The sequence below is a fragment of the Streptomyces sp. MK7 genome (assembly GCF_032658145.1).
Lineage (GTDB): Bacteria > Actinomycetota > Actinomycetes > Streptomycetales > Streptomycetaceae > Streptomyces > Streptomyces spiralis.
In genome coordinates this window covers 99,827-126,407 of the sequence record NZ_JAVACL010000022.1, presented here as the reverse complement: position 1 = coordinate 126,407, position 26,581 = coordinate 99,827, and the positions used below count along the sequence as shown (strand labels likewise).

Annotated in this window: 29 protein-coding genes and 1 other RNA gene; 15 read left to right on the top strand and 15 right to left on the bottom strand. The window is 73.4% G+C overall.

The features are described 5' to 3' along the window. Positions 1-209 precede the first annotated feature (209 nt). Positions 210-947, bottom strand: coding sequence for a bifunctional DNA primase/polymerase (locus tag R2S09_RS23620; RefSeq protein WP_306189279.1), 738 nt, complete (start codon positions 945-947; stop codon positions 210-212). Between the two features lie 113 nt (positions 948-1,060). Continuing rightward, positions 1,061-1,675, bottom strand: a complete 615-nt coding sequence (locus R2S09_RS23615; protein ID WP_316743066.1) for a TetR/AcrR family transcriptional regulator — start codon at positions 1,673-1,675, stop codon at positions 1,061-1,063. Positions 1,676-1,916: 241 nt separating this feature from the next. Between R2S09_RS23615 and ddaH the strand changes: the two genes are divergently transcribed. Beyond that, a complete protein-coding gene (ddaH, locus tag R2S09_RS23610) occupies positions 1,917-2,738 on the top strand; it encodes a dimethylargininase (protein WP_372337727.1) in 822 nt (273 codons plus the stop codon). A 769-nt stretch (positions 2,739-3,507) separates the two neighbouring features. Here ddaH and R2S09_RS23605 read toward each other — a convergent pair. The 3 genes from R2S09_RS23605 to R2S09_RS23595 all read right to left on the bottom strand — a co-directional run bounded on the left by R2S09_RS23605 (position 3,508) and on the right by R2S09_RS23595 (position 7,204). Next, positions 3,508-4,467 carry a small ribosomal subunit Rsm22 family protein gene (locus tag R2S09_RS23605; RefSeq protein WP_316743104.1) on the bottom strand — a complete coding sequence of 320 codons (960 nt, stop codon included), beginning with the start codon at positions 4,465-4,467 and terminating at the stop codon, positions 3,508-3,510. Positions 4,468-4,679: 212 nt separating this feature from the next. Continuing rightward, a complete protein-coding gene (locus R2S09_RS23600) occupies positions 4,680-5,867 on the bottom strand; it encodes a serine hydrolase domain-containing protein (RefSeq protein WP_316743064.1) in 1,188 nt (395 codons plus the stop codon). Next, a complete protein-coding gene (locus tag R2S09_RS23595) occupies positions 5,807-7,204 on the bottom strand; it encodes a multidrug effflux MFS transporter (RefSeq protein WP_316743063.1) in 1,398 nt (465 codons plus the stop codon). The genes R2S09_RS23600 and R2S09_RS23595 overlap by 61 nt, the downstream gene beginning before the upstream one ends. 88 nt (positions 7,205-7,292) lie before the next feature. Here R2S09_RS23595 and R2S09_RS23590 point away from each other — a divergent pair, with 88 nt between their 5' ends. Together R2S09_RS23590 and R2S09_RS23585 are read left to right on the top strand one after the other, a co-directional pair. Beyond that, the gene (locus tag R2S09_RS23590; RefSeq protein ID WP_399144484.1) at positions 7,293-8,336 is read left to right on the top strand and encodes a Gfo/Idh/MocA family protein; all 1,044 of its coding nucleotides are present in this window, start codon (positions 7,293-7,295) and stop codon (positions 8,334-8,336) included. 145 nt (positions 8,337-8,481) lie between these two features. Then, positions 8,482-9,240, top strand: coding sequence for an SDR family oxidoreductase (locus R2S09_RS23585; RefSeq protein ID WP_316743060.1), 759 nt, complete (start codon positions 8,482-8,484; stop codon positions 9,238-9,240). 293 nt (positions 9,241-9,533) lie between these two features. Here R2S09_RS23585 and R2S09_RS23580 read toward each other — a convergent pair whose 3' ends face one another. Next, on the bottom strand, positions 9,534-10,694 hold the full coding sequence (locus tag R2S09_RS23580; protein WP_372337731.1) for a D-alanyl-D-alanine carboxypeptidase family protein: 1,161 nt from the start codon (positions 10,692-10,694) through the stop codon (positions 9,534-9,536). 278 nt (positions 10,695-10,972) lie between these two features. After that, on the bottom strand, positions 10,973-11,299 hold the full coding sequence (locus tag R2S09_RS23575) for a nuclear transport factor 2 family protein (RefSeq protein WP_306189286.1): 327 nt from the start codon (positions 11,297-11,299) through the stop codon (positions 10,973-10,975). Positions 11,300-11,436: 137 nt separating this feature from the next. On the opposite strand from R2S09_RS23575, the gene R2S09_RS23570 reads away from it, so the two are divergent. The 3 genes from R2S09_RS23570 (at position 11,437) to R2S09_RS23560 (ending at position 13,084) form a co-directional block, all read left to right on the top strand. Continuing rightward, the gene (locus R2S09_RS23570; protein WP_306189287.1) at positions 11,437-11,982 is read left to right on the top strand and encodes a DoxX family membrane protein; all 546 of its coding nucleotides are present in this window, start codon (positions 11,437-11,439) and stop codon (positions 11,980-11,982) included. A gap of 62 nt (positions 11,983-12,044) precedes the next feature. Beyond that, on the top strand, positions 12,045-12,437 hold the full coding sequence (locus R2S09_RS23565; protein ID WP_316743056.1) for a MazG-like family protein: 393 nt from the start codon (positions 12,045-12,047) through the stop codon (positions 12,435-12,437). A 17-nt stretch (positions 12,438-12,454) separates the two neighbouring features. Then, positions 12,455-13,084, top strand: coding sequence for an MBL fold metallo-hydrolase (locus R2S09_RS23560; protein ID WP_316743055.1), 630 nt, complete (start codon positions 12,455-12,457; stop codon positions 13,082-13,084). Positions 13,085-13,100: 16 nt separating this feature from the next. Here R2S09_RS23560 and R2S09_RS23555 read toward each other — a convergent pair whose 3' ends face one another. From R2S09_RS23555 to R2S09_RS23545, 3 genes are read right to left on the bottom strand one after another with little or no spacing between them, the layout of a single operon-like run. Next, a complete protein-coding gene (locus R2S09_RS23555) occupies positions 13,101-13,406 on the bottom strand; it encodes a DUF429 domain-containing protein (protein ID WP_316743053.1) in 306 nt (101 codons plus the stop codon). Continuing rightward, entirely contained in the window at positions 13,396-13,881 is a 486-nt protein-coding gene (locus tag R2S09_RS23550) for a hypothetical protein (RefSeq protein WP_316743052.1), read from the bottom strand. Before R2S09_RS23550 ends, R2S09_RS23555 begins: the two co-directional genes overlap by 11 nt. Then, entirely contained in the window at positions 13,878-14,210 is a 333-nt protein-coding gene (locus tag R2S09_RS23545) for a plasmid mobilization protein (RefSeq protein WP_316743051.1), read from the bottom strand. The genes R2S09_RS23550 and R2S09_RS23545 overlap by 4 nt, the downstream gene beginning before the upstream one ends. 393 nt (positions 14,211-14,603) lie before the next feature. Between R2S09_RS23545 and R2S09_RS23540 the strand changes: the two genes are divergently transcribed. The 6 genes from R2S09_RS23540 (at position 14,604) to R2S09_RS23515 (ending at position 20,273) form a co-directional block, all read left to right on the top strand. Continuing rightward, positions 14,604-16,298, top strand: a complete 1,695-nt coding sequence (locus tag R2S09_RS23540) for an ATP-binding protein (protein ID WP_316743050.1) — start codon at positions 14,604-14,606, stop codon at positions 16,296-16,298. After that, the gene (locus tag R2S09_RS23535; RefSeq protein ID WP_306189294.1) at positions 16,295-16,720 is read left to right on the top strand and encodes a roadblock/LC7 domain-containing protein; all 426 of its coding nucleotides are present in this window, start codon (positions 16,295-16,297) and stop codon (positions 16,718-16,720) included. Before R2S09_RS23540 ends, R2S09_RS23535 begins: the two co-directional genes overlap by 4 nt. Further along, entirely contained in the window at positions 16,717-17,073 is a 357-nt protein-coding gene (locus R2S09_RS23530) for a DUF742 domain-containing protein (RefSeq protein WP_306189295.1), read from the top strand. The genes R2S09_RS23535 and R2S09_RS23530 overlap by 4 nt, the downstream gene beginning before the upstream one ends. Beyond that, on the top strand, positions 17,054-17,665 hold the full coding sequence (locus tag R2S09_RS23525) for an ATP/GTP-binding protein (protein ID WP_316743047.1): 612 nt from the start codon (positions 17,054-17,056) through the stop codon (positions 17,663-17,665). Before R2S09_RS23530 ends, R2S09_RS23525 begins: the two co-directional genes overlap by 20 nt. A gap of 86 nt (positions 17,666-17,751) precedes the next feature. Next, positions 17,752-18,999, top strand: coding sequence for a cytochrome P450 (locus R2S09_RS23520; protein ID WP_316743101.1), 1,248 nt, complete (start codon positions 17,752-17,754; stop codon positions 18,997-18,999). Beyond that, positions 18,996-20,273: a cytochrome P450 gene (locus R2S09_RS23515; protein WP_399144479.1), complete on the top strand. Its 1,278-nt coding sequence runs from the start codon at positions 18,996-18,998 to the stop codon at positions 20,271-20,273. The genes R2S09_RS23520 and R2S09_RS23515 overlap by 4 nt, the downstream gene beginning before the upstream one ends. A gap of 13 nt (positions 20,274-20,286) precedes the next feature. Here R2S09_RS23515 and R2S09_RS23510 read toward each other — a convergent pair whose 3' ends face one another. The 4 genes from R2S09_RS23510 to R2S09_RS23495 all read right to left on the bottom strand — a co-directional run bounded on the left by R2S09_RS23510 (position 20,287) and on the right by R2S09_RS23495 (position 23,075). Continuing rightward, positions 20,287-21,084, bottom strand: a complete 798-nt coding sequence (locus R2S09_RS23510; RefSeq protein ID WP_306189298.1) for a bifunctional 2-polyprenyl-6-hydroxyphenol methylase/3-demethylubiquinol 3-O-methyltransferase UbiG — start codon at positions 21,082-21,084, stop codon at positions 20,287-20,289. A gap of 273 nt (positions 21,085-21,357) precedes the next feature. Next, entirely contained in the window at positions 21,358-21,669 is a 312-nt protein-coding gene (locus tag R2S09_RS23505; protein ID WP_316743045.1) for a hypothetical protein, read from the bottom strand. 368 nt (positions 21,670-22,037) lie between these two features. Further along, positions 22,038-22,441, bottom strand: an RNA gene (gene rnpB, locus R2S09_RS23500) — RNase P RNA component class A. Positions 22,442-22,496: 55 nt separating this feature from the next. After that, entirely contained in the window at positions 22,497-23,075 is a 579-nt protein-coding gene (locus R2S09_RS23495; RefSeq protein ID WP_316743042.1) for a Uma2 family endonuclease, read from the bottom strand. 163 nt (positions 23,076-23,238) lie between these two features. On the opposite strand from R2S09_RS23495, the gene R2S09_RS23490 reads away from it, so the two are divergent. The 3 genes from R2S09_RS23490 (at position 23,239) to eda (ending at position 25,328) form a co-directional block, all read left to right on the top strand. Continuing rightward, a complete protein-coding gene (locus R2S09_RS23490; protein ID WP_316743041.1) occupies positions 23,239-23,772 on the top strand; it encodes a hypothetical protein in 534 nt (177 codons plus the stop codon). Between the two features lie 12 nt (positions 23,773-23,784). After that, a complete protein-coding gene (gene yaaA, locus R2S09_RS23485) occupies positions 23,785-24,594 on the top strand; it encodes a peroxide stress protein YaaA (RefSeq protein WP_316743039.1) in 810 nt (269 codons plus the stop codon). A gap of 74 nt (positions 24,595-24,668) precedes the next feature. Further along, complete coding sequence (gene eda / locus R2S09_RS23480; protein ID WP_306189303.1) at positions 24,669-25,328, top strand: bifunctional 4-hydroxy-2-oxoglutarate aldolase/2-dehydro-3-deoxy-phosphogluconate aldolase; 660 nt, start codon at positions 24,669-24,671, stop codon at positions 25,326-25,328. Here eda and R2S09_RS23475 read toward each other — a convergent pair. Next, positions 25,303-26,559, bottom strand: coding sequence for a bifunctional RNase H/acid phosphatase (locus R2S09_RS23475; protein WP_316743097.1), 1,257 nt, complete (start codon positions 26,557-26,559; stop codon positions 25,303-25,305). The genes eda and R2S09_RS23475 overlap by 26 nt on opposite strands. Positions 26,560-26,581: the final 22 nt, after the last annotated feature.

The following is a 26,581-nucleotide window of genomic DNA, read 5'->3' as shown; positions in this document are numbered from 1 at the left end:
GTTCCGGTGCGGCTTGCCGGAGCTTCGGCGGGTGCTTGCCGGGGTTTCGGCGGGGGCGTTCCGGAGGTGCTTGCCGTTGGCTTCGGCGGGTGCTTTCCGGAGCGGCTTGCGGGGGGGGCTCCGGCGAGTGCGTTCGGGAGCGGCTTGCGGGGAGGCTTCGGCGGCTGCTTTCCGGGGGCGCCTTCTGCTCGCTGCCTGCCGTGGCGGCTTCAGTGGCCCAGAGGCCAGGCCGCGCCGATGTGGCCGGGTTCCTGGCCGGCATGGCGGGCGCAGGCGTCGGTGAGGGCCTCCAGGAGGCTGAGCGGGTCGGGCAGCGGATGCTCGGGGCCGCGTAGCCAGCGCACCGACCGGTCGTCGTCGCCGGGCAGCCGGGCCGGCGGTACGAGGACGTAGGAGCCTCGGCAGTGCCAGCGCAGCCCCGGGTGCTCGTCCATGGTCTCGGGGTGGCAGTCCAGCTCGCAGGGCCACCACTCGTCCTCGTCCTCGGGGGTGCCGCGGGTGAGGGTGAAGAACAGCATGCGGCCGTCGTCGCTCTCGGCGACCGGTCCCGTCTCGACGCCGGCGGCGAGCAGCCGCTCCAGGGCCTCCCGTCCGGCCTCCACCGGCACGTCCAGTACGTCGTGCACCATGCCGGTCGCGGTGATGAAGTTCGCCTGCGGCTGGTGCCGGGACCAGCGCTCGATCTGCGCGCGGTCGGTCGTGGACTGCGTCTGCCAGGCGAAGGACACCGGGTGCCGGGCGGGCGTGGGACAGCCGACGCGGTCGCAGGAACAGCCGTAGCCGGGCCCCGGGTGCGCGGCGGGCGCGAGAGGCAGTCCCGCGGCGGCGGCGGCGAGCAGCAGGCCCTCACGGCCGCCGTCTCCGGCGGCCTCCTTCGGGCGGCGTCCGCGCAGCCACTGGGAGAGTTTGCCCTGCCGGCCGGTGCGGCCGCCGAACTCCGCGCTCATCTATCCCCTCGCCTCGCCGGTGTGGACAGCTACGTCTGGACAGCTGCGTCCATGGTCCCACCATCCCGCGGCCGCGGTGACCGCGGCCCCTTGTGCGGGCCGGGGGTCGCTGCTCAGCGGGGTGCCAGTCCGTACAGGGCGTAGTCGACGAGGGTGTCGGTGTAGGCGTACGTGATGGGGGCCGTGCGCTGCAGCCAGCGCTGGGCGAGCGGGGAGACGAAGAGTTCCAGGGCGATGCGGGGGTCGACGTCGGGGCGTACGGCTCCGGTGGCCTGGGCGGCGCGCAGCCGGTGCACGTACAGCTGGAGCTGCGGTTCCAGCAGCTTGGCCACGAACTCCCGGCTGAGCTGCTCGTTCACCAGGCCCTCGGCGGCGAGCGCACGCGACGGCGCCTCGAACCTCGGATCGAGCAGTTCGTCGACGGTGGCGCGCAGCACCGCCTTGAGATCGGCGGCGAGGTCGCCGGTGTCGGGGATCTCGTACGGCACCTGCCCGGCCTGCCGGGCCGTCTGCTCGCCGAGGTCGAGGAACGCCTCCAGGAGCACGTCCGCCTTCGACGGCCACCACCGGTAGATCGTCTGCTTGCCCACCCCGGCCCGGGCGGCGATTCCCTCGATCGTGGTCTTCGGGTAGCCGACCTCGGCGACGAGCGCGAGCGCGGCGTCGTAGATCGCGCGACGGGACCTCTCACTCCGGCGGGTGGCGTCGGGGGCGGGCTTCTTGACCATGGGGCGACGGTAGCAGGGGGGTGAGACGGGGCGTCTCGCCGCAGCGGCGTGCTCCTCGGGTGCGCGCCGCTCGGATACGTGCCGCTCGGATACGTGCCACTCGGATACGTGCCACTCGGATACGTGCCGCTCGGGTGCGTGCCACTCAGGTGGGCGAAGCCCGGCGACCGGCCCGCGCGCCACGGCCGTACCGGGCGCACCATGGGCTCGAAGCAGCCCTGCGGTACCCGAGGAGCCCGCCTTGGTCCGTTCGCGCAGCGCCACACCCCGGCGCTTTCTCATGTGCCCACCCGCACACTTCGACCTCACGTACTCCACCGAGCCCTGGACGGATCCGGCCAAGCCGGTAGACGTCGCGCTGGCCCTGGCCCAGTGGGAACGGCTGCGCGACGTCTACCGGTCGCTCGGCCACACCGTCGAGGAACTGAGGCCCGAGCCGGGGCTGCCGGACATGGTGTTCACGGCGAACGGCGCCACGGTCGTCGACGGGCGGGTCTTCGGCGCCCGGTTCGCCCAGCCGCGGCGGGAGCCGGAGGCCGAGGCGCACCTGGAGTGGTTCGCGGCGAACGGGTTCGCGCATCTGCATGTGCCCGTCCACATCAACGAGGGCGAGGGCGATGTCGCCGTCACGGCCTCCTGTCTGCTGGCGGGGCACGGCTTCCGGACGAACCCGCTCGCGCACGGCGAGGCACAGGAGTTCTTCGGGCGGCCGGTGATCGGTCTGGAGCTGGTCGACCCCCGTTTCCACCACCTCGGGCTGGCGCTGGCCGTGCTCGACGACGTGGCGGGCGAGGTGGCGTACTACCCGCCGGCCTTCTCGCCCGGCAGCCGGGAGGTGCTGCGGCGGTTGTTCCCGGACGCGCTGGTCGCCGCGGAGGAGGACGCGGTGGCGCTCGGGCTGAACTTCGTCTCCGACGGGCTGCACGTGGTGCTGCCGCAGACGGCGGCGGGGCTGTGCGGTGCGCTGCGCGAGCGGGGGTTCGAGCCGATCGGGGTGGAGATGGGCGAGCTGCACAAGGGGGGCGGGAGCGTGAGGTGCTGCTCGCTGGAGTTGCGCGGGTGAGTGCGGGGGGCCGGGGGCGCCGGGGAGTACGGGGGTGCGGGGGTGCAGTGAGTGCGGTGAGTGCGGTGAGTGCGGGTGGGTGCGGTGAGTGGTGGTGCCCGTCGCGCGTCCGGTGCGTGGGTGGGTCGGGGCCGTGGGGTTGGCAGCTACTCGCTGGGGAGCGTGCACGAGGGTGGTTCAGCTCGATCGTGTGATGGTCGGCCTGCGGGCTTGCGGCGCCCTGGGGGCCGTACGGACTACGGTGATCAAGCGATCTGGGACGCCGGGTACGGCGCCGGCGTGCGGGGCCCCCGCTCCACCGGAGTGATGGTTCGGGGCCTCCCCGTCGCCTCTGGCCGTACGCACATGGCCAGGTCGTGAGGGAGCCGGCCTCTCGGGATCGGACCACGGACAGGATCCGTGTCGCCACCCCGGGGTCGAGTACGCCGGGGACCTGGGGGTACCTCCCACGCCGTTCAGGCAGTGGGGGAGCGCCCAAGACCGTTCGGGGCGTGCGGCTGAGCGGGCTCACTCCTGCTCAGTCCACAGGAACGGTACGTCCAGCCCGCCGCACACGGACATACGGCCCGGAGGAGTCCGGTCGGCCGGAGGAGGGACCCGCAGTACGCGGCGGGCTGTGACGCACCCCCACGGCCCGCTCCCGTCGTCGGGCGGCCGCGGGTCGTGCCCGGTTGCCACTCGGGCCAGGGCCGGTCGCACCGGTCCGCGTCGCGCGACACCGCTGGTGGCGGCCGCGTACCGGCGGGCGGCCGCGAGCCGTGCCCGGTTGCTACTCGGGCCGGGGCCAGGGGGCGCCCCAGGCCGCGTCGCGGGCCGCCTTGTAGAGGTCGCCGTGGCGTTTGGTGATCGTGCGGCGGCGGAGTTGTTCGTCGGGCTCGCAGAGGTCCAGGAGGACCTGGCCCTTGCGGATCTGGGGGCGCCGGACGACACGGGCGGGGGCGGGCGTGACCGGGAGGCGGGTGGCGGCCACGTAGCTGAACTTCTCGTCCTCGTAGGCGAGGGAGCCGCCCTTGACCTGGCGGTGCAGGGAGGACCGGCTGACCCGGGCCGAGAAGTGGCACCAGTCCGTGCCGGGCACGATGGGGCAGGCGGCACTGTGCGGGCAGGGCGCGGCGATGTGGAATCCGGCCGCGATCAGCCGGTCGCGGGCCTCGATGACGCGGGCGTAGCCGGCGGGGGTGCCCGCTTCGACGACCACGACGGCTTGCGCGGCGGTCGCGGCGGCGTCCACGACGGCGGCCCGGTCGGCCTCGGTGAGTTCGTTGAGGACGTAGGAGACGGTGACCAGGTCGGTGGGTTCGAGGGTGAGCGCCGCGCCGATCCGGGCACGCTGCCAGTGGACGTCCCGCAGGGCGGGGTGGGCGGCGGCGAGTTCCCGGCCGAGGGCGAGCGCGGGCTCGGCCCAGTCGAGCACGGTGACCGGCCGGGTCCCCTCCCAGGTGGCGGCGACGGCCCAGGTCGCGGCGCCCGTCCCGCCGCCGACGTCCACATGCCCGGCGGGCACCCACCCGGGCACGGCCGCCGCGAACGCCTCCAGCGCGGAGCGCACCGCCTCGAAGGTGGCGGGCATCCGGTAGGCGGCGTAGGCGGCCACGTCCGCGCGGTCCCGCAGGATCGGCGCGTCGGTCGGGGTGCTCCCCCGATAGTTGGCGATCAGCCGCTCCACGGCCGCCGCCGCCTGCCGTGCCGGCAGCCCGTCCAGCAGCCCGGCAAGAGCAGCACGAAGCATCTCCGCCGACGAGACGCCGGGGACTGCCGGGGCGGCGGGTGCATCGGGGGTGTCGGCGGCAACGGGAGCAACGGGGTCGTTCACCCTTCGATTCTCGCAGGCCCACGAGGGACGAGGGGGCGGGCCCCGGCCCGCCCCAGGGGCGCGGGGAACCGCGCGACCCCGGACGGGGGTCGGGGGCCGAGCCCCCGGGGGCGAAGAAGAACCGCGGCTCACGCACCCCGCACGGCCCGTGCCAAGCGGCTCGCCGCCGCCGCGCGCGGGCCGCTGTCCGGTGGGCGGCGGCGCGGGTGGACCGTGTTGGCCAGCAACACGAGAAACGTGTCCGTGACCGGGTCCAGGACCAGCGACGTCCCGGTGAACCCCGTGTGCCCCGCCGCTCCCCCGCCCGCCAGCTCTCCCATGAACCACGGCTGGTCCACCGCGAAGCCCAGACCCGGCGGGGTCAGCAGCAGCTCGACGAAGTCGGGGCCGAGGATCCGGGCGGGCCCGTACGCCCCGCCCGCCAGCAGCGTCCGGCAGAACACCGCCAGGTCCCCCGCCGTGGAGAACAGTCCCGCGTGCCCGGCCACACCCCCCAGCGCCCAGGCGTTCTCGTCGTGCACCTCACCCCGCAGCATCCCCCGGTCCGCCTTGGCCCACGGCCGCCGCTGGTCCTCGGTGGCCGCCGCACCCGGGCACGGCCCGAAGCGGGTGGACGTCATGCCCAGCGGGCGGGTGATCCCGTCGCGGATCAGCGCGTCCAGGGGACGGCCGGTGACGCGCTCAAGGACGTGCTGGAGCAGGAGCGGGTTCAGGTCCGAGTACACATAGGTGCCGGGCGCGGTCACCGGGTGCTCCGCCCGCAGCATCGCCAGCCGGGCCGCCTGGTCCGGGCAGTCGTACAGCGGCAGTTCGGGGCGCAGCCCGGAGGTGTGGGTGAGCAGCTGCCGTACGGTGATGCCGCTCGCGGCGGCGGCGCGGAACTCCGGCAGATACGCCCCCACCCGCGCGTCGATGCCCAGCGTGCCCCGCTCGATCTGCTGCACGGCGGCGACCGCGGTGCACAGTTTGGTGAGGGAGGCCAGGTCGAAGGGGGTGTCGAGGGTCATCGGCACCCACGCCTCGGGCGGCAGTTCGACGCCGCGGTCGGTCACGGGGTCGTAGGAGCCGTACCGTACGGCCCAGCCCGCGGCCTCCGTCACGGCGATCACGGGGCCGCGCCCGGCGACGACGACGGCGCCCGCCGCCCAGGGGCGCTCGCCGGTGGTGAGGGCGCGGACCTCGGAGACGAGGTGGTGCAGTTCGGCGGGGTCCAGTCCGGCCTTCTCCGCTGTGTCCCGGCGCAGTCTCGGCGTGCTCAGCTCTCCTCCCCCGCACTCACGGTTTCCGTGCTGCCGGCTTCCTTCCCGGGTCGGCACATTCCCACGAAGCAGGCCAGCGCCACCAGGGCGGCCGCCAGTTGGACGACCGCCATGGGCACGGCGGTGTGCTCGCCGGCGATCCCGACGAGCGGGGTGGCCACCGCGCCGATGAGGAAGGAGGACGTGCCGAGCAGCGCGGACGCGGAACCGGCGTTGTGCCGGGTGCGCATCAAGGCGAGGGCCTGGGTGTTGGGCAGGGTGACGCCCATCGCGGACATCAGTACGAACAGCGTGGCCGCCACGGGCGCGAGGCCCACCTCGCCGAGCGCGCCCGTCGCCATCAGCAGCAGGGCGCTCGCCGCCAGGATGACCACCGTGAGGCCGGCGGCCAGCACCCGGTCCAGGCGGACCCGGCCGACCAGCACCTTGCCGTTGATCTGGCCGACGGCGACCAGCCCCACCGAGTTGAGCCCGAACAGCAGGCTGAACGTCTGCGGGGAGGCGCCGTAGATCTCCTGGATCACGAAGGGGGACGCGCTGATGTAGGCGAACAGCGCGGCGGAGGCGAAGCCGCCCGCGATCATGTACCCGGCGAAGGCGCGGTCGGCGAGCAGCCCGCGCATCGAGCGCAGGGCCTCCCCGACGCCGCCCCCGTGGCGTTCGGCGGGCGGCAGGGTCTCCGGCAGCTTCGTCCACACGACCGCGCCCAGCAGCACTCCGACCAGCGTGAGCACCACGAACACGCCCCGCCAGTCCGTCACCCGCAGGATCTGACCGCCGATCAGCGGCGCCACGATCGGCGCGACCCCGGAGATCAGCATCAGTGTGGAGAAGAACCGGGCCATCGCCACGCCGTCGTACAGGTCGCGGACGACCGCGCGGGCGATCACGATGCCGGCCGCGCCCGCCAGGCCTTGCGCCAGCCGGAAGGCGACCAGTACCTCGACGTTCGGCGCGAGCGCGCACAGGGCGGTGGCCAGGACGTAGACGGCCAGGCCGGCCAGCAGCGGGCGCCTGCGGCCCCAGCGGTCGCTCATCGGGCCGACGACCAGCTGCCCGAGCGCCATTCCGGCCAGGCAGGCGGTGAGGGTGAGCTGGACGGTCGCGGCCGGGGCGTGCAGGGAGCGGGTGACCTCCGGGAGCGAGGGAAGGTACATGTCCATCGCGAGCGGCGGTGTGGCGGTCAGGCCGCCGAGGATCAGGGTCACCAGGAGGCTGGTGCGGCGGGCGCCGGGGCGGAGGGCCGGGTCGGGCGGCCCGGTGCGTCGTCCGGGCTCCGGTGCGGCCGTCCGGGCCGGCTCCGGTACGGCGGCCCGTGCCGGTTTCCGTACGGCCGGCGCGGCCGGTATGGACTCCTTCGGCGCGTGCGGCGCCGACGCCCCTCCCTCGGACATGTGTCCCTCCCTCTCCGGCTGATCCGCCACCTATGCTCTCAGCTCGTACGCCGTACCGAGGAACACATGATCGAGGGTGGGGTCCGGGATGTCCGGGATATCCAATGTGAGCGAAGAGAAGGTGCGCTGGGGGATTCTGGCGACCGGTGGGATCGCCGCCGCGTTCACCGCGGATCTGGTGGACCTGCCGGACGCGGAGGTCGTGGCGGTGGCCTCGCGCCGTACGGAGTCGGCGAAGGCGTTCGCCGACCGGTTCGGGATCCCGCGGGCGTACGGCTCCTGGGAGGAGCTCGCGCAGGACGGTGACATCGACGTCGTCTACGTCGCCACCCCGCACTCGGCCCACCGTGCGGCCGCCGGTCTCTGCCTGGAGGCCGGGCGGCACGTGCTGTGCGAGAAGCCGTTCACGCTGAACCTGCGGGAGGCCGAGGAACTGGTCGCCCTGGCCGGGCAGTACGGGCGCTTCCTCATGGAGGCCATGTGGATGTACTGCAATCCGCTGGTACGGCGGCTGAAGTCGCTGGTCGACGACGGCGCGATCGGCGACGTACGCACCGTGCAGGCCGACTTCGGGCTGGCCGGGCCGTTCCCGCCCTCGCACCGGCTGCGCGACCCCGGGCTGGGCGGCGGGGCGCTGCTCGACCTCGGCGTCTACCCGGTGTCGTTCGCGCATCTGCTGCTCGGTGAGCCGTCGGACGTGGCGGCCCGGGCGGTGCTCTCGCCCGAGGGCGTCGACCTCCAGACGGGCGCCCTGCTCTGCTGGGACGGCGGCGCGCTGGCCCAGGTGCACTGCTCCATCACCGGGGGTACGGCGAACGGCGCCTCGGTCACCGGTTCGAAGGGCCGTATCGACATCCCGTCGGGCTTCTTCCACCCGGAGCGCTTCGTGCTGCACCGCGACGGGCGGGACCCGGAGGAGTTCACCGCCGACCCGGCGGACGGTCCGCGCACCACCCTGCGGCACGAGGCGCTGGAGGTGATGCGCGCGCTGCGCGCGGGCGAGACCGAGTCGCCGGTCGTGCCGCTGGACGGCACCCTGGCGGTGATGCGGACGCTGGACACGATCCGGGAGCGGATCGGGGTGCGCTACCCGGGGGAGGCCACGGAGTCGACGGAGCCCGCGCTCGTCTGACCCGCCCGTCCGCCCGTCCGCCCGCCGCCGCGCATCCGCATCCGCATCCGCATCCGCTGCCAAGTCCGTATCGGTATCCATATCCACATCCGTATGACGGACGGGGGATTCCGCATGACGGATGCTCCTCGTACGCTCCGGTGCCATGACCGACACCTCATCGAAGATCGCCGTGGTGACCGGCGCCGGATCGGGCATCGGGCGGGCCGTCGCCGTGGAACTGCTGCGCGGGGGCTGGTCCGTGGCACTCGCGGGCCGGCGGCCGGAGACGCTCGAGGACACGGCGGCGCTCGTGCCCGAGGCCGCCTCCCTGGCCGTACGCACCGATGTGGCGCGACCGGAGGACGTGGCCGCGCTGTTCGCCGCCACCGTCGAACGCTTCGGGCGGGTCGACCTGCTGTTCAACAACGCGGGGACGTTCGGGCCGGGCGGCGTGCCGGTGGAGGACCTGCCCTACGAGGCGTGGCAGCACGTGGTGAACACCAACCTCAACGGGGCGTTCCTGTGCGCCCAGGCGGCGTACCGGCAGATGAAGGAGCAGGACCCGCAGGGCGGCCGGATCATCAACAACGGCTCGATCTCGGCGCACGCGCCCCGGCCGCACTCGGCGCCCTACACCGCGACCAAGCACGCGCTGACCGGGCTGACCAAGTCGCTGTCGCTGGACGGCCGGCCGTACCGCATCGCGGTCGGGCAGATCGACATCGGCAACGCGGCCACCGACATGACGGCCCGGATGCAGACGGGCGCGCTCCAGGCCAACGGCGAGACGGCCCCGGAACCGGTGATGGACGTGGCCGACGTGGCGCGCACGGTACGGCACATGGCCGAGCTGCCGCTGGAGGCGAACGTGCAGTTCGCGACGGTGCTGGCGACGACGATGCCGTACGTGGGACGCGGCTGAGCACCCCGGGGGCCCGCACGCGGCAGCCGCTCCACGTACCGGTGCGCACCCCGCGGTCCCGCGCGGGGTCCCCCCTACCGGTGCCGTGGAACGGCTGCCGCCCCCTCCCCCTGGATGTGGCCCTGTGCACGCGACCGACGGAAGTCCGCTGGGCAAAAGCCCCGCTCGGCGGTGGCCCCGCCGGGCGGAAGCATCCCGCCCCAACTGTGAAGCTTTGGTGAAGGAGACGTCGAGCATAAGCCGGTAGCCGGGCGGTCCGGCGCGGATCGTTGAATTCCGTTTGTGCAGATCGCTCAACGGCGGTGGCGGCCCGCCGAGTCGGCCCGCGCCGCCTGCGCCGCCGCCCAGCGCCGGCGCAGGGCCCACGCCCCGCCCGCGAGCAGCGCGGCCGTACCGCCCGCTCCCTCCAGCAGCCGCCAGGCCGAGGGCCCGGTGTGCGCCGTCGCGCCGGACGCCCCCACGCCGGCCGGGTCGGCCTTCCGTCCGGACGGGCCGGCCTCCGCCTTCGTCCCGCCCTCGCTCAACGGCTCGACCAGCGTGCCCACGGCCTGCGCCGAACCGCCGTGCGCGAAGCCCCAGTCGAGCAGGGCGGCGGTCTCCTCGTAGACGGCGTTGGCACCGGCCGAGGGATGCATCACCGTGACCAGCAGGGTGCGGCCACCGCGGACGGCGGCACCGGTGAAGGTGTTGCCGGCGTGGCTGGTGTAGCCGTTCTTCACGCCGATGATGCCGTCGTACGTCTTCAGGCCCCACGACCCGGTCAGCAGGCGGTCGGTGTTCTGGATCTGGAACGTCTTCCTGCCGCCCGCCGGGAAGTCGGCGGTGCGGGTGCCGCAGTAGCCGCGGAAGTCGGCGTTCCGCAGCCCGTGCCGGGCGAACAGGGTCAGGTCGTACGCCGAGGACAGCTGGCCCGGGTGGTCGAAGCCGTCCGGGCTGACCACCTGCGTGTCCAGGGCCTGGAGGTCCTCGGCCCTGGCCTGCATCTCGGCGACCGTCTTCGCCACACCGCCGTTCATGTGGGCGAGCACGTGCACCGCGTCGTTGCCCGAGCGCAGGAACACGCCCTGCCACAACTGCTCGACGGTGTAGGTGATCCCGGGCTGGATGCCGACGAGGCTGGAACCGGCGGGAATGTCGGCCAGGTCGGCGGAGGTGACCTTGTGCCGCTGGTCGCGGGGGAACTTCTTCAGCACCGTGTCCGCGAACAGCATCTTCAGGGTGGAGGCGGGCGCCAGGCGCTCGTGCGCGCGGTACGCGGCGAGCACCGCCCCGCTCTCCGCGTCGGCGACCAGCCAGGCGCGGGCCGTGAGCTTCCTCGGCAGGCCGGTGGTGCTCTGCGCCTGCACTCCGCTGCGGGCCAGCCGCGCACCGCCGATGACACGCGTGCCGGCGGCCGAGGCCGGGGCGGCGCCGACCGAGACGGCCAGCGGACCGGCCGCGGCCAGACCCAGCAGGGAGCGCCGGGACAGCCGGGAAGCCGACGCGGGCCGCGGGGATGGCGCGGACGGAGCGGACGAAGCGGACGAAGGAGGCGGGGCGGACAGGGCAGGCAGGGCAGACCGGGGGGACGAAGAGGAATCACGCACCCCGGGACCGTACAAAGCGAGGCCGGGCCCGTGCACGACGGGTCCTCAAAGGTAGATCAAAAGATCACCAAAGGAAGGACGTCGCGTCGGTCATCTCACTCATCCGGTACACATCGCCGGGCTCGGGCGTCCCGCGATGCCCGGGGTCACGCCTGCTCGGTCTCGAACCGGGCGATCCGCCCGTCGTCGGCGACGGTGAAGGTCCACCGGGTACGCATCTCGCCCCAGGTGTCGTTGCTGTAGCGGGCACGGAGGGCCCGGCCGCCCCGGGACTCGTTGTCGACCTCCATGTGGCCGTGCGTGGAAAAGATCTCCTGCTCGATCCACTCGGCGAGGTCGCGGTCGGAGCCGTCGTCGGCCATGGTCGCGCCGGGGGCGAGGATCTGCATGAAGCCCTCGCGGTCATGGGCGTTGACGGCGGTGACGAAGGCGCGGACGGCCGGGTCGCTGAGTCTGGCGGTCTGAATCGTCATGTCGGCAGAGTCACACCGCCCCCGGCTCCCCGCCACCCGAACAGCACCGTGGGAGGGCCGTGCGGGTGTGCCCGGTGCGAGGGTGGGAACTCGGAATGAACCCCGAGTCCTGCTCCCTGGAGCCGTCTGGAGTCACCGTGACCTGTTACGACCGACGCGATGTGGGCCTGCTGCTGCTCCGGCTGGGAACGGGAGGTGTACTGGCCGCGCACGGCTCGCAGAAGCTGCTCGGCTGGTTCGGCGGGGCCGGCCTGGCAGGGACCGGGCAGTTCATGGAGTCCGTCGGCTACCGGCCGGGGAAGGCGAGCGCGACGGCCGCGGGACTGGCGGAGGCGGGCGGCGGTCTGCTGCTGGCCCTGGGCCTTGCGACCCCGGCGGCGGGCGCCGCGGCGGCCGGGGCGATGGCGGGGGCGGCGGCGGTGCACGCGCCGAGCGGCTTCTTCGCCCAGGGCGGCGGCTACGAGTACGCGGCGTCCCTGGGCCTGACGGCCGCCGGTCTCTCGATCAGCGGCCCCGGCCGCCTCTCCGTGGACCACGCTCTCGGGCACGCGGTCAACCGCGGCTGGATGGTCCCGGTGTCGTTCGCGATGACGGCCGCGGCGACGGCCGTGGTCATCGGCGCCCGCGTCAGGCACCTGCGGCGCCAGAAGGAGGGGCAGCAGGAGGCGCTGTTCGAGGAGTGACCGATGCACGGCCGCCGACGGACGGATCGGGGAGCGACGGAGCCGTGGCAGGCTGCCTGCCCATGAGCGATCAGGACACGACGGCCACCCCCGTGGCGGCCCCCGCGGACCTCTGGACCTCCATCGACGCCCTGTGGACCTGGCTCGACGCGCACGGGCCGTACGGCGGCCGGGAAGGCCTGCTGCTGAGGATGCTCAAGCTGTCCGAGGAGGTCGGGGAGGCCGCCCAGGCGGTGATCGGCGTGATGGGCCAGAACCCGCGCAAGGGCACCACCCACACGTGGGAGGACGTGCAGTCCGAGCTGTGCGACGTGGTCATCACGGCGCTGGTGGCCCTGCGCACCCTCACCCCCGACGCACGGGAGGTCTTCGACCGCCACCTGGCGAGAGTCAGGGAGCGCTCGCTCGGAGCGGCCGGGGCACCCGGAGGACAGGCCGGCCCCGCCTCGGAATGAACCCTGAGCGTGATGCGATGACCCGATGGCTTCGGCTGACCCTGCTGGGCGTGGGAGCGATGAACTCGCCGCGGTTCGCGCCCGCCGGACTGCTGCTGCGCCACGCCCGGCGCAGGGTGGCCTTCGACGGCGGGCCCGGCGCCCTGCCACCGCCCGGCCGGCTCGACGCCTGGCTGGTCACCGACGAGCGCTCCGAACTGCGCTCCGCGCTGCGACGGCACGCCGCCGAACGGAACGTCCCGGTGCGCGCCGGAGACGTCGACCTCGGCGGCCTGCGGGTCCGCTGCCGTCCGGTCGTGCACACCTCCCACCCCGCCTACGGCTACCGCATCGAGGCGGAAGGCCTCCTGGCCGTCTGGGCCCCGGAGTTCCTGGAGTTCCCCGCCTGGGCGGCGGGCGCGGACCTGATGTTCGCCGAGGCCGCCGCCTGGAATCGGCCGATCCGCTTCCGCGGCGGCGTCGGCGGCCATGCCACCGTCCAGGCCGTCGCCGAAGAGGCCGCACGCCACGGCGTACGCCGCCTCGTCTACGCCCACATCGGGCGCCCCGTCCTCCGAGCGATCGATGCCGGCGAGAGACCTCCGTCCGGCGAGTGGGGCGTCGACGGCCGCACATACGCCCTCCGCCTTCCCCCACAAGCGAGCTGACGACCGGTCAGCCCGCTCAGTACCGGATCTCCACGGCCGGCCCGTCCGCGTCCGGTTCCGGCACCTCGGGAATCCGGCCCGCGATGCCGAGCGGGATCCGGTGGGCGGACCACGCGGCGACGGCGGCGTCGAGGACGTCGTCCGCGGGGACGCGGTCCGCCTCACCGAGCTCGTCCGGGAGCACGAGCCCGGCCCCGGCCGGCAGTGAGCGGCGCAGATTCTGGCCAGGCCAGGTCTTCTTGGCGTGGGCCAGGGGCGCCCCGCCGGCCAACTCGCGGAAGGACACCTCGGGATGCACCTCCTCCGGGGCGTCAGACGGCAACCACGTGCACATCCGTCGGCGCGAGGACCGCCAGGTAGGCATGGATGTCCCCCGGGTCCGTGGTGAAGATCACCGCGCTGCCGTGCCGGGCCGCCGCCAGGGCCACCCAGGCATCCACGGCGTCCGGCCGCTTCTTCACCGGCAGGGCTGCCCGCCCCAGAGCGGTGCCGATGCGCCGCCAGTCCGCGGGGTCCGGGCCCGTCGCACAGGCCAGACACTCCGGACGGCCCGCCTTCGTCTCGCGCATGGGCGGCTCGGACGTACGGGCCTGAGGGACGGTGCAGTCCCTCAGGACGCCGGACAGGGCGTGCACCAGCGCCGGCTGGGGGCGCCACACCTGGGCCAGGACCGGTCCGAGCACCAGCGCCCGGTGCGGGACCGTACGCAATCCCTCGTGGAGAGCGACCGCCTTCGCCTTGCGGTCGGCGAGCGCGATGAGCATGCCGGTGTCGTAGACCGGCACCCGTGCGCTCATGCGGCATGTCCGGGACGGCGGCCGTGCTGTCGGTCCTGGCCCTGAACGAGGCCCAGGGCCTCCTCGACTTCGCGGCGTTCCTGCTCCGTCAAGTCCGCGGCCGGTTCCTGGGCGGGTCCGGCGGTCAGCCCGTCCGCTGCCCGCTCCGCCCGGGCGATGAGTGCGTCCACCTCGGTGAACTGTTCCTCTATGGCATCGCTCTCAGCCATCTGGCGCGTTGCGGCATGCACCAGGTATGCCGAGACGTCCATGCCCGCCCGTTCCGCGTGCTGCCTGATGCGTTCGGCCTGGTCCTGCTCCAAGCTGATACTGATCCGTGCCTTTGCCATGAAGCCATCGTAATACGCGTATGACGACAGTGCGAGGGCATTTGGTCGAGGTGGGCAACCGGGCTACGCCTCCTCCCCCCGGCCCCCTGTTCCGTGCCGCTGGACGTCTGTCGGCGTCCGCCGCCTGCCCCCGCGACAGTCGCCGTAGCAACCCCGGCCGGCTCGCACGGACCCCTGCGGGTCGCGAGACCGAGGGTCGGGACGTTCACTGGGCGACAGAAGCCGGTCACCGCACCGTTCATTTTCGGTCACACAGCGACTCAACCGTCTCAGGTTCCGCTCCCTGGTAATCGTCAACTCCCCATATGATGACCGCGAATTGTCGAGAACACGACCTTCCCTGTGTCGTTCATCGACCGACCGGCAACCGTCACGGCCCCGAGGACCCAGTCGATGAGAGTGCACACAGACGCGGCCGGCCCGCGGGCGGGGCGTCCCTCGCCGCGCAGGACCCCGCGGGTGCTGTTCGCCACCGCGGTCGTGGCCGCGGCCGTCGTGGTGTGGGCGGTGGCCTCCGCCCCCGCGTCGTTCCGTACTCCCCTGGCGATCGGAGCGGGTACGGCCGCCCTGGCGCTCTGCGCCGCCGTGGCCACCGCGGTCCACCAGCGCGAGCAGGCCGGCCGTGCGCGGCGGCAGGCCGAGGCCGCGGCCACCGAGGCGGCCGCTTCGGCGCGGGCGTTCGCCGACGAGACCGTACCGGCGCTGCTGGAGCGGTTGCGCGGCGGCTCCGCGTGGGAGACCGCGCTCGCCGCCGTTCCCCAGCCGGCCGACCCGGCCCACCAGCGGGCGCTGCGCCGGCTGGCGGAGGAGTTCGGCCGCAGCGAGAACCGCCGGGCCGCGGCCCTCGCCGCCTGCGCCAACGTCGCCGGCCGGATGCAGGCGCTGGCCACCGGCATGCTGGCGGACCTGCGGGAGATGGAGCACCGGCACATCGACCCCGATGTCCTGGGCGACCTGCTGCACCTGGACCACCGCACCGCCCAGGCCGGCCGGCTGGCCGACAGCATCGCGGTGCTCACCGGTGCCCGCTCCGGACGCCGCTGGGCCAAGCCCATCGTCATGGAATCGGTGCTGCGCGGCGCCATGGGCCGGATCGCCGGCTACCAGCGGGTGCGGCTGCACTCGATCACCGACGTCGCGGTCGCCGGCTACGCCGCCGAGGGCGTCATGCACGCCCTGGCCGAGATCCTCGACAACGCCTGCAACTTCTCGCCGCCCACCACCGAGGTCCACGTCTACGTCTCGGAGGTTCCGGCCGGCGTCGTGATCACCGTGGAGGACAGCGGCCTGGTGATGAGCGACGTCGCTCTTCGCCGGGCCGAGCACTCCGTCGGCGGGGCCTCGCAGGACCTGGCCGAACTGTCCGGCACCCGCCTCGGCCTCGCCGTGGTGGGGCGCCTCGCCCGCAAGCACGCTCTGACGGTCTCCTTCCGGCCCTCGGCGAGCGGCGGTACCGGTGTCGTCGTCCTGCTGCCGCAGGATCTGATCACCCGGCCCCAGCCCGGCCCGGAACCGGTGCCCGCTCGGGCACCAGAGGCTGCCCGGGCGCCGGAGGCCGTCCGGACGCCGGAGGCCGTCCGGACGCCGGAGGCCGAGGTGGTCGCGGTCCCGGCCCGGCCGGCCCCGAAGACCTCCGCGCCGCCGACGCCGGTGGCACTCCCGTCCGCCAAGGGCCCCATCCCGGAGCACGCCACGGCCGCGGATCCCACGGGCGCCGCCCCGACCACCACGGACCCGACCACCACGGACCCCACGGCCGCAAGCCCCACCGCGCCAGACCCCACCGCCGCAGATCTCACCGCCGCGGACCCCACGGCCGCGACGCCCCTCGACGCCGGCGCCCTCCCCAAGCGGCGCCGCGGCCGCACCCTCGCCGCCGCCCACCCGGAAGGGATCCCCGTGGCGGAGCGGCGGCCCGCGCCGGCCGGCGCACCGCGCCCGACGCCGGCCGCCTCCGCCCACCGCCTCGGCGCGTTCCGCCGAGCCGTCACCGGGCAGGGCCCCGCGGTGGAAGCCGCGCCGGGGGACCCGGTCGACGGCAGGCCCTCTTCCACTGCTACCGCTTCCCACTCGGAGGACGACCGATGACTGCACCCGCCGCAGCGGTGACCGAGCTCACCTGGCTGCTGGAGGGCCTGTTGGAGCGTACGCCGGGGGCCAGGCACGCCTTGGTGCTGTCCCGTGACGGGCTCAAGCTCTGTCACACCCGCGAGCTCTCCGAGGACCGGGCCGACCAGCTCGCGGCGATCTCCGCCGGCATCCAGAGCCTCTCCCACGGCGCCTCCGTGGAGTTCGGGGACGGGACCGGCGGGGTGCGCCAGTCGATGACCGAGTTCTACGGCGGCATCCTCTTCATCGTGGAGGCCGGCGAAGGGGCTCATGTGGCGGTCGTCGCGGACGAGGACGCCGAGCCCGGTCTGATCGGCCACAACATGCACGAACTGGTCGAGCAGCTCGGGGAGTACCTCAGCGCTCCGCCGCGGCAGCCCGCCGGGGACGGCGCGGCATGAGCCGCCCGGGCCGGGACGACGACCCCGACCGGCTGTACACCCTGACCGGGGGCCGCAGCCGGGCGGACGGGCACGAGTTCGACCTGGTGACCCTGGTGGTCAGCGAATCCGAGCCGCGCCCGGGCATGCAGTCGGAGCACGCCGCGATCCTGCGCATGTGCCGTCTGCCCACCGCGGTCGTGGAGATCGCGGCGGACCTGCGGCTGCCCGTCAGCATCGTGCGGATCCTCCTGGCCGACCTGCTGGACATGGGTGTGATCACCGCCCGGCATCCGCGCACCGCCCCCGCCCGGGCGCAACTACTCGACCCGATCCTCCTGGAGCAGGTGCTCGTTGGACTACGCAACCTCTGACGCCCCGGTGGCCCGCGCCCCGCTCAGCCGCACCGCCGACAACGGACTGAAGATCGTCGTCGTGGGCGGTTTCGGCGTCGGCAAGACCACCCTGGTGCGTTCGGTCAGCGACATCCGCCCGCTGAGCACCGAGGAGACGATGACCCAGGCCGGCCGGGGCGTCGACGACCTCGGCGGCGTGGCGGGCAAGAGCTCGACGACCGTCGCCTTCGACTTCGGGCGCATCTCCCTCGACCGGCGGACGGTGCTCTACCTGTTCGGCGCGCCCGGTCAGGAGCGCTTCTGGTTCCTGTGGGACCGGCTGTTCGCCGGCACCCTCGGCGCGGTGGTCCTGGTCGACGCCCGGCGGCTGGCCGACTCCTGGTACGCCATCGACCGGCTGGAGCACCACGGAACGCCGTTCATCGTGGCCCGCAACGACTTCGGCGGCCCGCGGCACTCCCCGGAGGCGCTGCGTGACGCCCTCGACCTGGACCCGCGGGTGCCCCTGGTCGGCTGCGACGCACGCTCCCGCGCATCCAGCAAGAACGTGCTGATCACGCTCGTAGAGCATCTGCAGGCCCTCGCCTCCGCCCGGGAGACCGCATCGTGACGACCTCGCCCTCCCCCGACGCGCCCTCCCCCGACGCGCCCTCCCCCGACGCGCCGTCCGCCGGACGGCCGCACCCCGCGCCCCCCGTGGGGTGCCCGGCCCACACGGGCACCGACGCCGTGCCGCTCAGCGGCCCCCGGTTCCACACCGACCCGCTGGGGCTCTACCGGGACATCCGCCGCGAGCACGGCCCGGTCGTCCCCGTGGAGCTCGGCGGGTTCCCCGCCTGGCTGGTCATCGGCTACCGCGAACTCCACCAGGTCACCAGCGACTCCGCGCTCTTTCCCCGGGACGTGGGCCTGTGGAACCAGTGGGAGAACATCCCCCCGGACTGGCCGCTGCTGCCGATGGTCGGCCAACGCCAGCCGTCCATCTACTACACCGTCGGCGCGGAGCACCGCCGCCACTGCGAGATGGCCGTACCGGCCCTGGAGGGCGTCGACCTCTTCGAACTGCGCGGCATCACCGAGCGGTTGGCCGACGAGCTGATCGACGGTTTCTGCGGCCGCGGCTCGGCCGAGCTGGTCTCCGAGTACGCCGTGCAGCTGCCGGTGCTGGCGCTCGCCCGGATCATCGGATTCCCCTTCGAGGACGGTCCGGAGATGGCCCGGGTGCTCAACGCGCTCGCCGACGGCGGAGCGGACGCGCAGCAGGCCCATGTGCGGTTCGGCGAGCTCATACAGCGCCTGGTGGAGACCAGACGGGCACAGCCGGGCGCCGATGTGACTTCGCGGATGCTCGCCCATCCGGAACCCTTCACCGAGCAGGAGTACATGCTCGACCTGATGGCCGTCACGGCCGCCGGGCACCTGCCCACCGCCGACTGGCTCGGCAACTCGATACGGCTCATGCTCACCGACGACCGGTTCGCCGCCTCCCTCGGCGGCGGCCGCCACAGCGTCGCGCAGGCCATGAACGAGGTCCTGTGGGAGGACACCCCCACCCAGATCCTCTCCGGACGCTGGGCCGCCCGGGACACCCAGCTGGGCGGCCGTGCCATCCGCACCGGGGACATGCTGCTGCTGGGCCTCGCTGGGGCCAACGCCGACCCTGCCGTACGGCAGCACGGGCCGCGGGCGACCGACGGACCGCACACGGGCAACAGCGCGCATTTCGCCTTCAGTTACGGCGAGTACCGCTGTCCCTTCCCGGCCCAGGAGATCGCCGAGGTCATCGCCCGTACCGGGATCGAGGTGCTGCTGGACCGGCTGCCCGACCTGGATCTGGCGGTCCCCGCACAGACGCTGGCCCGCCGGCCGTCCGCCTTTCTGCGCGGGATGTCGGCGCTGCCCGTACGGTTCACCCCCGTGCCCACGACTGGAGGCCACCGTTGAACAGCCCGCACACCACCGCCGAGCACACCGGGGACCAGGCGGCCGGCGGATGCCCCTTCTCCGGGGACGCCCTCGTCATCGACCCGCTGGTGCGGGACCTGGCGGGTGAGACCCGGCAGCTGCGTGCCGCGGGGCCCCTCACCCGCATCGACCTGCTCGGCGCCCGGGCCTGGACCGTCACCCGGCACGCCGAGGCCCGGCAGCTGCTCACCGACCCTCGCCTGGTCAAGGACATCGACGTCTGGCGGCTGTGGCAGACCGGCGAGGTCACCCGGGAGTGGCCGCTGATCGGCATGATCGACACAGGCCGTTCCATGTTCACCGCGGACGGCCCCGAGCACCGGCGGCTGCGGACCAAGACCGCCCAGGCGGTCACCCCCCGCCGGGTCGCCGAACTGCCGCCGCTCGTCGAGGAGATCACCGGGCGTCTCCTGGACGACCTGGCCGAAGCGGGCGCCGACGGGCCGGTGGACCTGAAGACCCGGTTCGCCCTGCCGCTCCCGCTGAACGTGGTGAGCGTGCTGATGGGCGTCGACCCGGCCGAGCACCCGAAGCTGCACCGCATATACAAGGCGTTCTTCTCCATGCTCACCCCGCAGGATGAGCGGCTGGCGGTGATCGAGGAGATGGACGTCCTGTTCACCGCCATGGTGCGGGAGAAGACCGCCCGGCCCACCGACGACCTCACCAGCGCGCTCATCCTGGCCGACGAGGGCGGTGAACCGCTCACCGAGGACGAGGTGGTGGGCAACCTCAAGGCCATGGTGGCGGCCGGCCACGAGACCACCATCGGGCTGATCCTCAACGCCGTACGCGCCCTGCTCACCCACCCCGACCAGCTGCGCATGGTCCTCGACGGCGAGATTCCGTGGGAGACGGTGATCGAGGAGACCCTGCGCTGGGACACCCCGACCACCCACCTGCTGATGCGGTTCGCCACCGAGGACATCGAGATCGGCGGCACGCTGATCGCCAAGGGCGACGGGGTGGTCATCTCCTACCGTGCGATCGGGCGGGACACCGGGCAGCACGGCCCGGACGCCGACGCCTTCGACATCACCAGGCCGGATCCGATCCGGCACATGAGCTTCGGGCACGGGCCGCACATCTGCCCGGGTGCGGCGCTCGCCCGCCTGGAGGCCCGGATCGCCCTCCCCGCCCTCTTCGACCGCTTCCCCGGCCTGGCCCTCGCCGTCCCCGTGGAGGAGATCCGCAACCTCCCCGTCCTCACCCAGAACGACCTCGAGTCCTTCCCCGTCCTCCTCAACACCTGACCCCGTCCCCGTCCTACGAGGCGGAACCCTTGCGCCCCACGAGGTGAAAGACGCGGCTGAGCCGGCGGTAGGGGTCTCGTCGACTGGCTTCCAGCTCGACCGCGGCCGTCGCCGCCAGCTGCTTCGTGTCGCGGGGGTCCAGCTCGGCTCCGCTGAACTCGAGCCAGTCGACGAACAGCCACACCCCGTACCAGCGCAGCGGCTCCACGTCGCGGCCGCGCAGGAGCTCGCCGAGTTCCTCGACCGTGTCGGCCCGGGCCCGCACTCCGAGCACCCCGACACCGGATCTGGTGTCGAACGCCGCCAGAGCGTCGTCCCAGCGCCGTTCCAGGGCCGGGCGCACCGCCGTCGTCTCGGCGTTGCCCGTCATGACCGAGACGATGCCGCCCGGGGCGGCGCACCGGCACAACTGGTCGATCAGCGGCTCCGGCTGCTCCACGTACCCGAGCACGCCATGGCACAGCACGGCGTCGAAGCGCCGACCGTTCACCGCCTGGTCGGCGTGCTCACCGTCGGCCTCCACGAACGTCACCCGTCGCCGGACCTCGTGGGGCAGCCCCTCGAGTCGCCGCCGGGCCTTGTCCAGCATGGCCGGCGACGGATCCAGCAGTGTCACGTCGTAACCGGCTTCGGCCAGCGGAAACGACTGATGCCCCGCACCACCGCCGACATCGAGCACGGACGCCGGAGGCGGCGGCAGATGCTCCAGCAGCTGCTGGTGCATCACGTACGTCCGCACGTATCCCTTGACTGTCCCGTACGCGCCGGCAAACCGTTCGGCCAGCCCGCCGGCCCAGGTGTCATCGCCCATCAGCTCACGATACGGAACCTGCTCAGGCTTTGAAGCCGCAGGTCGCCGAGCCGGTCGGCCCGGTCACCGGTCGGCGAGCCGCCGCGGGGCGAGCTCCGTCAGGGCGGCCCGCAGGGCTTCCGGGGATGCGGGAATCTTGCGGACCGCGGTCATCGGGTGCGGCCTGGTCCTCGGGTACGGCCTGGTCCTCGGGTACGGCCTGGTCCTCGGGTACGGCCTGGTCCTCGGGGTGTGAGCGTGTTCCACCAGAGGCTGACTGGTCCAGGACCCCGGTCAAGCGCTACCACCTTGCCGATGACCAGCCGTGCGCTGACTCACCGCGATCACGATGATGCCGGTCACCATGAGCACGCTGCCGGTCAGGGTTCCCCACTGCCGGGCGTCGAGGTCGTCGGTCATCAGCCCGAAGACCGCCTGACAGCAGAGGGCGATGGCAATGACCAACTGACCCCAGCCGTAGAGCCGCGGGCGGGGGACGGGTTTCCGGTTCGTGGGAAGCACCCATCCGTGAGTGATCGCCGCTATGGCCGAGGCGGCGATGAGCAGCGCCAGCAGAACGACCGGTATGCCGACGTAGAGCCGCATGTTGCCTCCTTGCGAGCCGGACCCGCGCCGGACACTCGCGTGATCATGACACCTCCGGTGCCGGACATCCATGAGCGGCCTCCCAGGTGGTCATGACCGGGGAGAGCGCCGAGGAGTACGGGCCGAACCCCCAGGGTCCGCAGGCCACCGAACCGACCGGGCCGGCCGTCTCCGGACAGACGCCGACCTGGGACACGACACGCGATGGCGCCCCGCGCCGGCTCGTCGAGGAGCCCTACGCCGGCCTCGTGGACGATTCGCCAGGCGTGGGCGGGGCCGGCATCGCGGCGGGGATGAGCGGGAACCTGCTCCCGACCAAAACAAAAATGACCCTGAACCGGGTAAAACGCCAGGTCAAGGCCATAAGGCAGACGAGTCGGGCTGTACGCCGGGTTCTGTTCCGGGGGGTCCTCACGGGCCCTCCGGCGACGGCCATCCATCTAGGACCGGCGTTGCCGCCGGCCTCGTGCGGTCTACCCGCGGACTCGGGCGGGCAGCCCTCGAACGTCCGCGCAGGAACCCCGGAGGGTTCCCTCTTGACCTTGCTCCGGGTGGGGTTTACCTAGCTGCCCAGGTCACCCTGGGCACTGGTGGTCTCTTACACCACCGTTTCACCCTTACCAGGGGCCGAAGCCCCGGGCGGTCTGCTTTCTGTGGCACTGTCCCGCGGGTCACCCCGGGTGGCCGTTAGCCACCACCCTGCCCTGTGGAGCCCGGACGTTCCTCGGGAAGCCCCCTCGCGGGAACTCCACGCGGCCGTCCGCCCGGCTCGTCTGCCGTGCCGACCATGGTACCGGGCGCGCCGGGCGCGCCGCTCCCGGCACGGGTCAGAGGAAGTCGGTCGTCTCCAGGTCGAAGGCGAACGGCTCGGGAAGGGTGAGGGGTTTGCCGAAGGGTAGGGTGCACACCCCGCGGTAGTCGTCGTTCTCCGGCTGGCTGAACAGGGTGACCGATGACGCCTCCCGGTCGACGAGCAGGTACAGCGGGATGCCGCCGCGGGCGTAGCAGCGGCGTTTGGTCTCGCGGTCGGCCCTGGGTTTGGTGGAGGTCACCTCCAGGACCATGGCGACGCCTTCGCAGGGCATCCAGGAGTCGGCGCCACGGTAGAGGCGCAGTGCCGCAGGGGCGAAGGTGCCGTCCGGGATCACGTGGTCCTTCGGGCAGTCACCGCCGCTCTTCAGTTTCAGGCCCTTGTTCCCGGAGAAGTCCATGTCGGTCCGGGACCGCCTGATCACCTGCTTCACGATCTGGCTGACGTAGTCCTCGTGGTCCCCGTCCGGCGGCGGCGTCACGACGATCTCCCCCTCGATCAGTTCGGCCCGGAAGCCCTCCGGGGTGTCGAGGGACAGGAAGATGTCCAGCAGTCCCTCGGCCGGCGTGATGGGCTCATGCGCTACGGCACTCATGTCGCGCCCCTCCTTCGGTCGCTCGCCAGACTCGGACATCCCAAGATCACCTGTCCACGAGATCGGGAACCGTTCCCTCGATCGTGGCACAGGAGCACCACGCCCGTCAGTCGGCGAACCGCCGCCTTGACCCTCCCGCAACGTCAACGTCTGTACTGCTCGCATGGGGATCACGGAACGCGCCGCCGCCGGCTGCGGGCGGGCACAGGCCTTCGGGTACGCCCGTGCGCGGGGGCCGGTCACGGCCGGGCTGGCGTCGGTGTGCGGGATCGAGACGCTGACCATGTCCGTACTGCTGCGGAACTGGCCGGCCGCACACGCGGTGCTGCCGTTCCTCGGCCTCTGCACGATCGTCCTCGTGGTCGGTGTGCACGCGGCCTGTGTGCTCCGGCCGCACCTGCTGACCGCGGACACCCTGCGCCTGCGGTCGGCCGCCCACGTGGATCTGCGTGTTCCGCTGGAGGCGATCGCGTCCGTACGCCGCGAGGGGCGGACCACGCGCCGGCGCACCGACGGCGAGCTGGACCTCCCCGTCGGCTCCCGGACCTCGCTCACCCTCGAACTCTCCGTCCCCGTCACCCATGTCACCCTCCTCGGCCGGCGCCGGGCCGTGCGGGTGATCCGCTTCCACGCGGAGGACGCCGAACGGCTGGCGCAGACCCTCAGTACGCTGGCGCGGAGCCCCATGAAGAGCTGAAGGAGAAACCCCGTGCTTGTGCTGCTGCCCCCGTCCGAAGGCAAGGCCTCCGCAGGCCGCGGCGCCCCGCTGAGGACGGAGTCGCTGTCGCTGCCGGGGCTGACCGCCGCCCGGGAGGCGGTGCTCGGCGAGTTGGTCGAGCTGTGCTCGGGGGACCCCGACGAGAACCTCAAGGCGCGCGAGGTGCTCGGGCTGAGCGAGGGGCTGCGCGGCGAGGTCGCCAAGAACGCCGCCCTGCGCACCGCGGGCACCCGGCCCGCCGGAGAGATCTACACCGGGGTGCTCTACGACGCCCTCGGGCTGTCCTCCCTCGACACCGCCGCCAAGCAGCGCGCCGCGCGCTCCCTGCTGGTCTTCTCGGGGTTGTGGGGCGCCGTGCGGGTGACCGACCGGATTCCTCCCTACCGGTGCTCGATGGGCGTGAAGCTGCCGGGGCTCGGCGCGCTGGGCGCGTACTGGCGCACGCCGATGGCCTCGGTGCTGCCGGAGGCCGCCGGGGACGGGCTCGTACTGGACCTGCGGTCCGCCGCCTACGCCGCCGCCTGGAAGCCGAAGGGCGAGGTCGCCACGCGGACGGCGACCGTGCGCGTGCTGCACTCCCAGGTCGTGGACGGGGTCGAGAAGCGGTCCGTGGTCAGCCACTTCAACAAGGCGACCAAGGGGCGGATCGTCCGCGGCCTGCTGACCGAGGGGACCGCCCCGAAGCACCCCGCCGAGCTGGTGGAGGCGCTGCGTGACCTCGGATTCGTGGTGGAGGCGGAGCCGCCCGCGAAGGCGGGGAAGGCTTGGGCGCTGGATGTGATCGTCACCGAGGTTCACTGAGAGGGCCACAGGCGCGCGTTGCATCATATGCAATGACCTTTGCGTGCATTGCATCGCATCGGCAGGATGAGGACATGCCCTCTGCTTCCTCTGCCGCTGCGCCTGCCTCCGTGCTGGACCTCGCCCCCGTCGTGCCCGTCGTCGTTCTCCAGGACGCCTCCGACGCCGTACCGCTCGCTCGCGCGCTGGTGGCCGGCGGGCTGCCCGCGATCGAGGTGACGCTGCGGACGCCCGCCGCACTGGAGGCGATCCGGGCGATCGCCGGGGAGGTGCCCGGCGCGGTCGTCGGCGCCGGCACCGTGATCGCGCCGGGGCAGGTGACCGAGTCCGTGGCCGCCGGGGCTCGGTTCCTGGTCAGCCCGGGGTGGACGGAGGCGCTGCTGGAGGCCATGGCGGGCTCCGGGGTGCCGTACCTGCCAGGGGTGTCGACGGCCTCGGAGGTCGTGGCGCTGCTGGAGCGCGGGGTGCGGGAGATGAAGTTCTTCCCCGCGCAGGCGGCCGGCGGCACGGGGTATCTGAAGTCCCTGGCCGGGCCGCTTCCGCAGGCCCGGTTCTGCCCGACGGGCGGGATCGGCCCGGACACCGCCCCCGGCTATCTGGCGCTGCCCAACGTCGGCTGCGTCGGCGGCAGTTGGATGGTCCCGGCGGACGCGGTGGCCGCGCGGGACTGGTCCCGGATCGAGGGGCTGGCGCGGGAGGCCGCCGTGCTCAGCGCAGGTGGGACGTGTCGTTGAGGAGGCGCACGCTGGCGTTGCCGTCGGCGTAGTACGCCACCGCCGACAACGATGCCGCCGACAGCTCCATGCGGAACAGGGACTCCGGCGGGGCGCCGAGGGCGAGGCGGACGAACGTCTTGATCGGCGTGACGTGCGTGACGAGCAGGACCGTGCGGCCGGCGTGGGCCGCGACCAGCTTGTCCCGGGTGGCGGCGATCCGGGTGGCGGTCGCCGCGAAGCTCTCGCCGCCGCCGGTGGGTGCGGCGTCGGCGGAGGCCAGCCAGGCGTCGAGGTCGTCCGGGTACCGTTCGCGCACCTCGGCGAAGGTGAGGCCTTCCCAGGCGCCGAAGTCGGTCTCGCGCAGACCCTCGTCGACCGTCACGTCCAGGCCGAGGCGTGCGGCCACGACGGCGGCGGTCTCGCGGGTCCGGGCGAGCGGGGAGGAGACGACGGCCTGGATCGTGCCGCGCCGGGCGAGCGCCACGGCCGCCTTCTCGGCCTGCTCCCGGCCGACGGCGGAGAGGGAGGGGTCGGTGCCGCCGCTGCCGGAGAACCGCTTCTGCGGGGTGAGCGGCGTCTCGCCGTGGCGCAGCAGCACCAGGGTGGCCGGTGCGCCGAGGTCGGCGGGCGCCCAGCCGGGGGTGGCGACGGTCCGCGCGGCCCGACCGCCGGCAGCGGAGCCTGCGGCCTGTACGTCGGCGGCTGCGGTGCGCGCGGCCCGTACGTCGGCGGCCTCGCGGGCGGCGGCCAGGGCATCGGGGCCGGCGACGGTGCCGGCTGTGGTGCCGGCGGCGGGCGCCTCCGGCTCCGCCGTGGACGCCGACGCCGACCACTGCTCGCCGCGCGCGCCCGCGTCCATCGCCTCGTTGGCGAGCCGGTCGGCGTGCTTGTTCCGCTCGCGCGGGATCCACTCGTACGTCACCCGCTCCGGCGGGAAGACGCGGGCGGCCTCAGCGGCCAGCGGCTTCAGGTCCGGGTGCTTGATCTTCCAGCGGCCCGTCATCTGCTCGACGACGAGCTTGGAGTCCATGCGGACGTGCACGGTCGCCGCCGGGTCCAGCGCCCGCGCGGCACGCAGACCGGCGAGCAGACCCCGGTACTCGGCCACGTTGTTGGTGACGACGCCGAGGTACTCGGCGACCTCCGACAGGGCCTGGCCGGTCGCCGCGTCCCGCACGACCGCCCCGTAGCCCGCGGGCCCCGGGTTGCCCCGCGACCCGCCGTCGGCCTCGACGACGAACTCCCGCACACCGGACTCCCGCACGCCGACC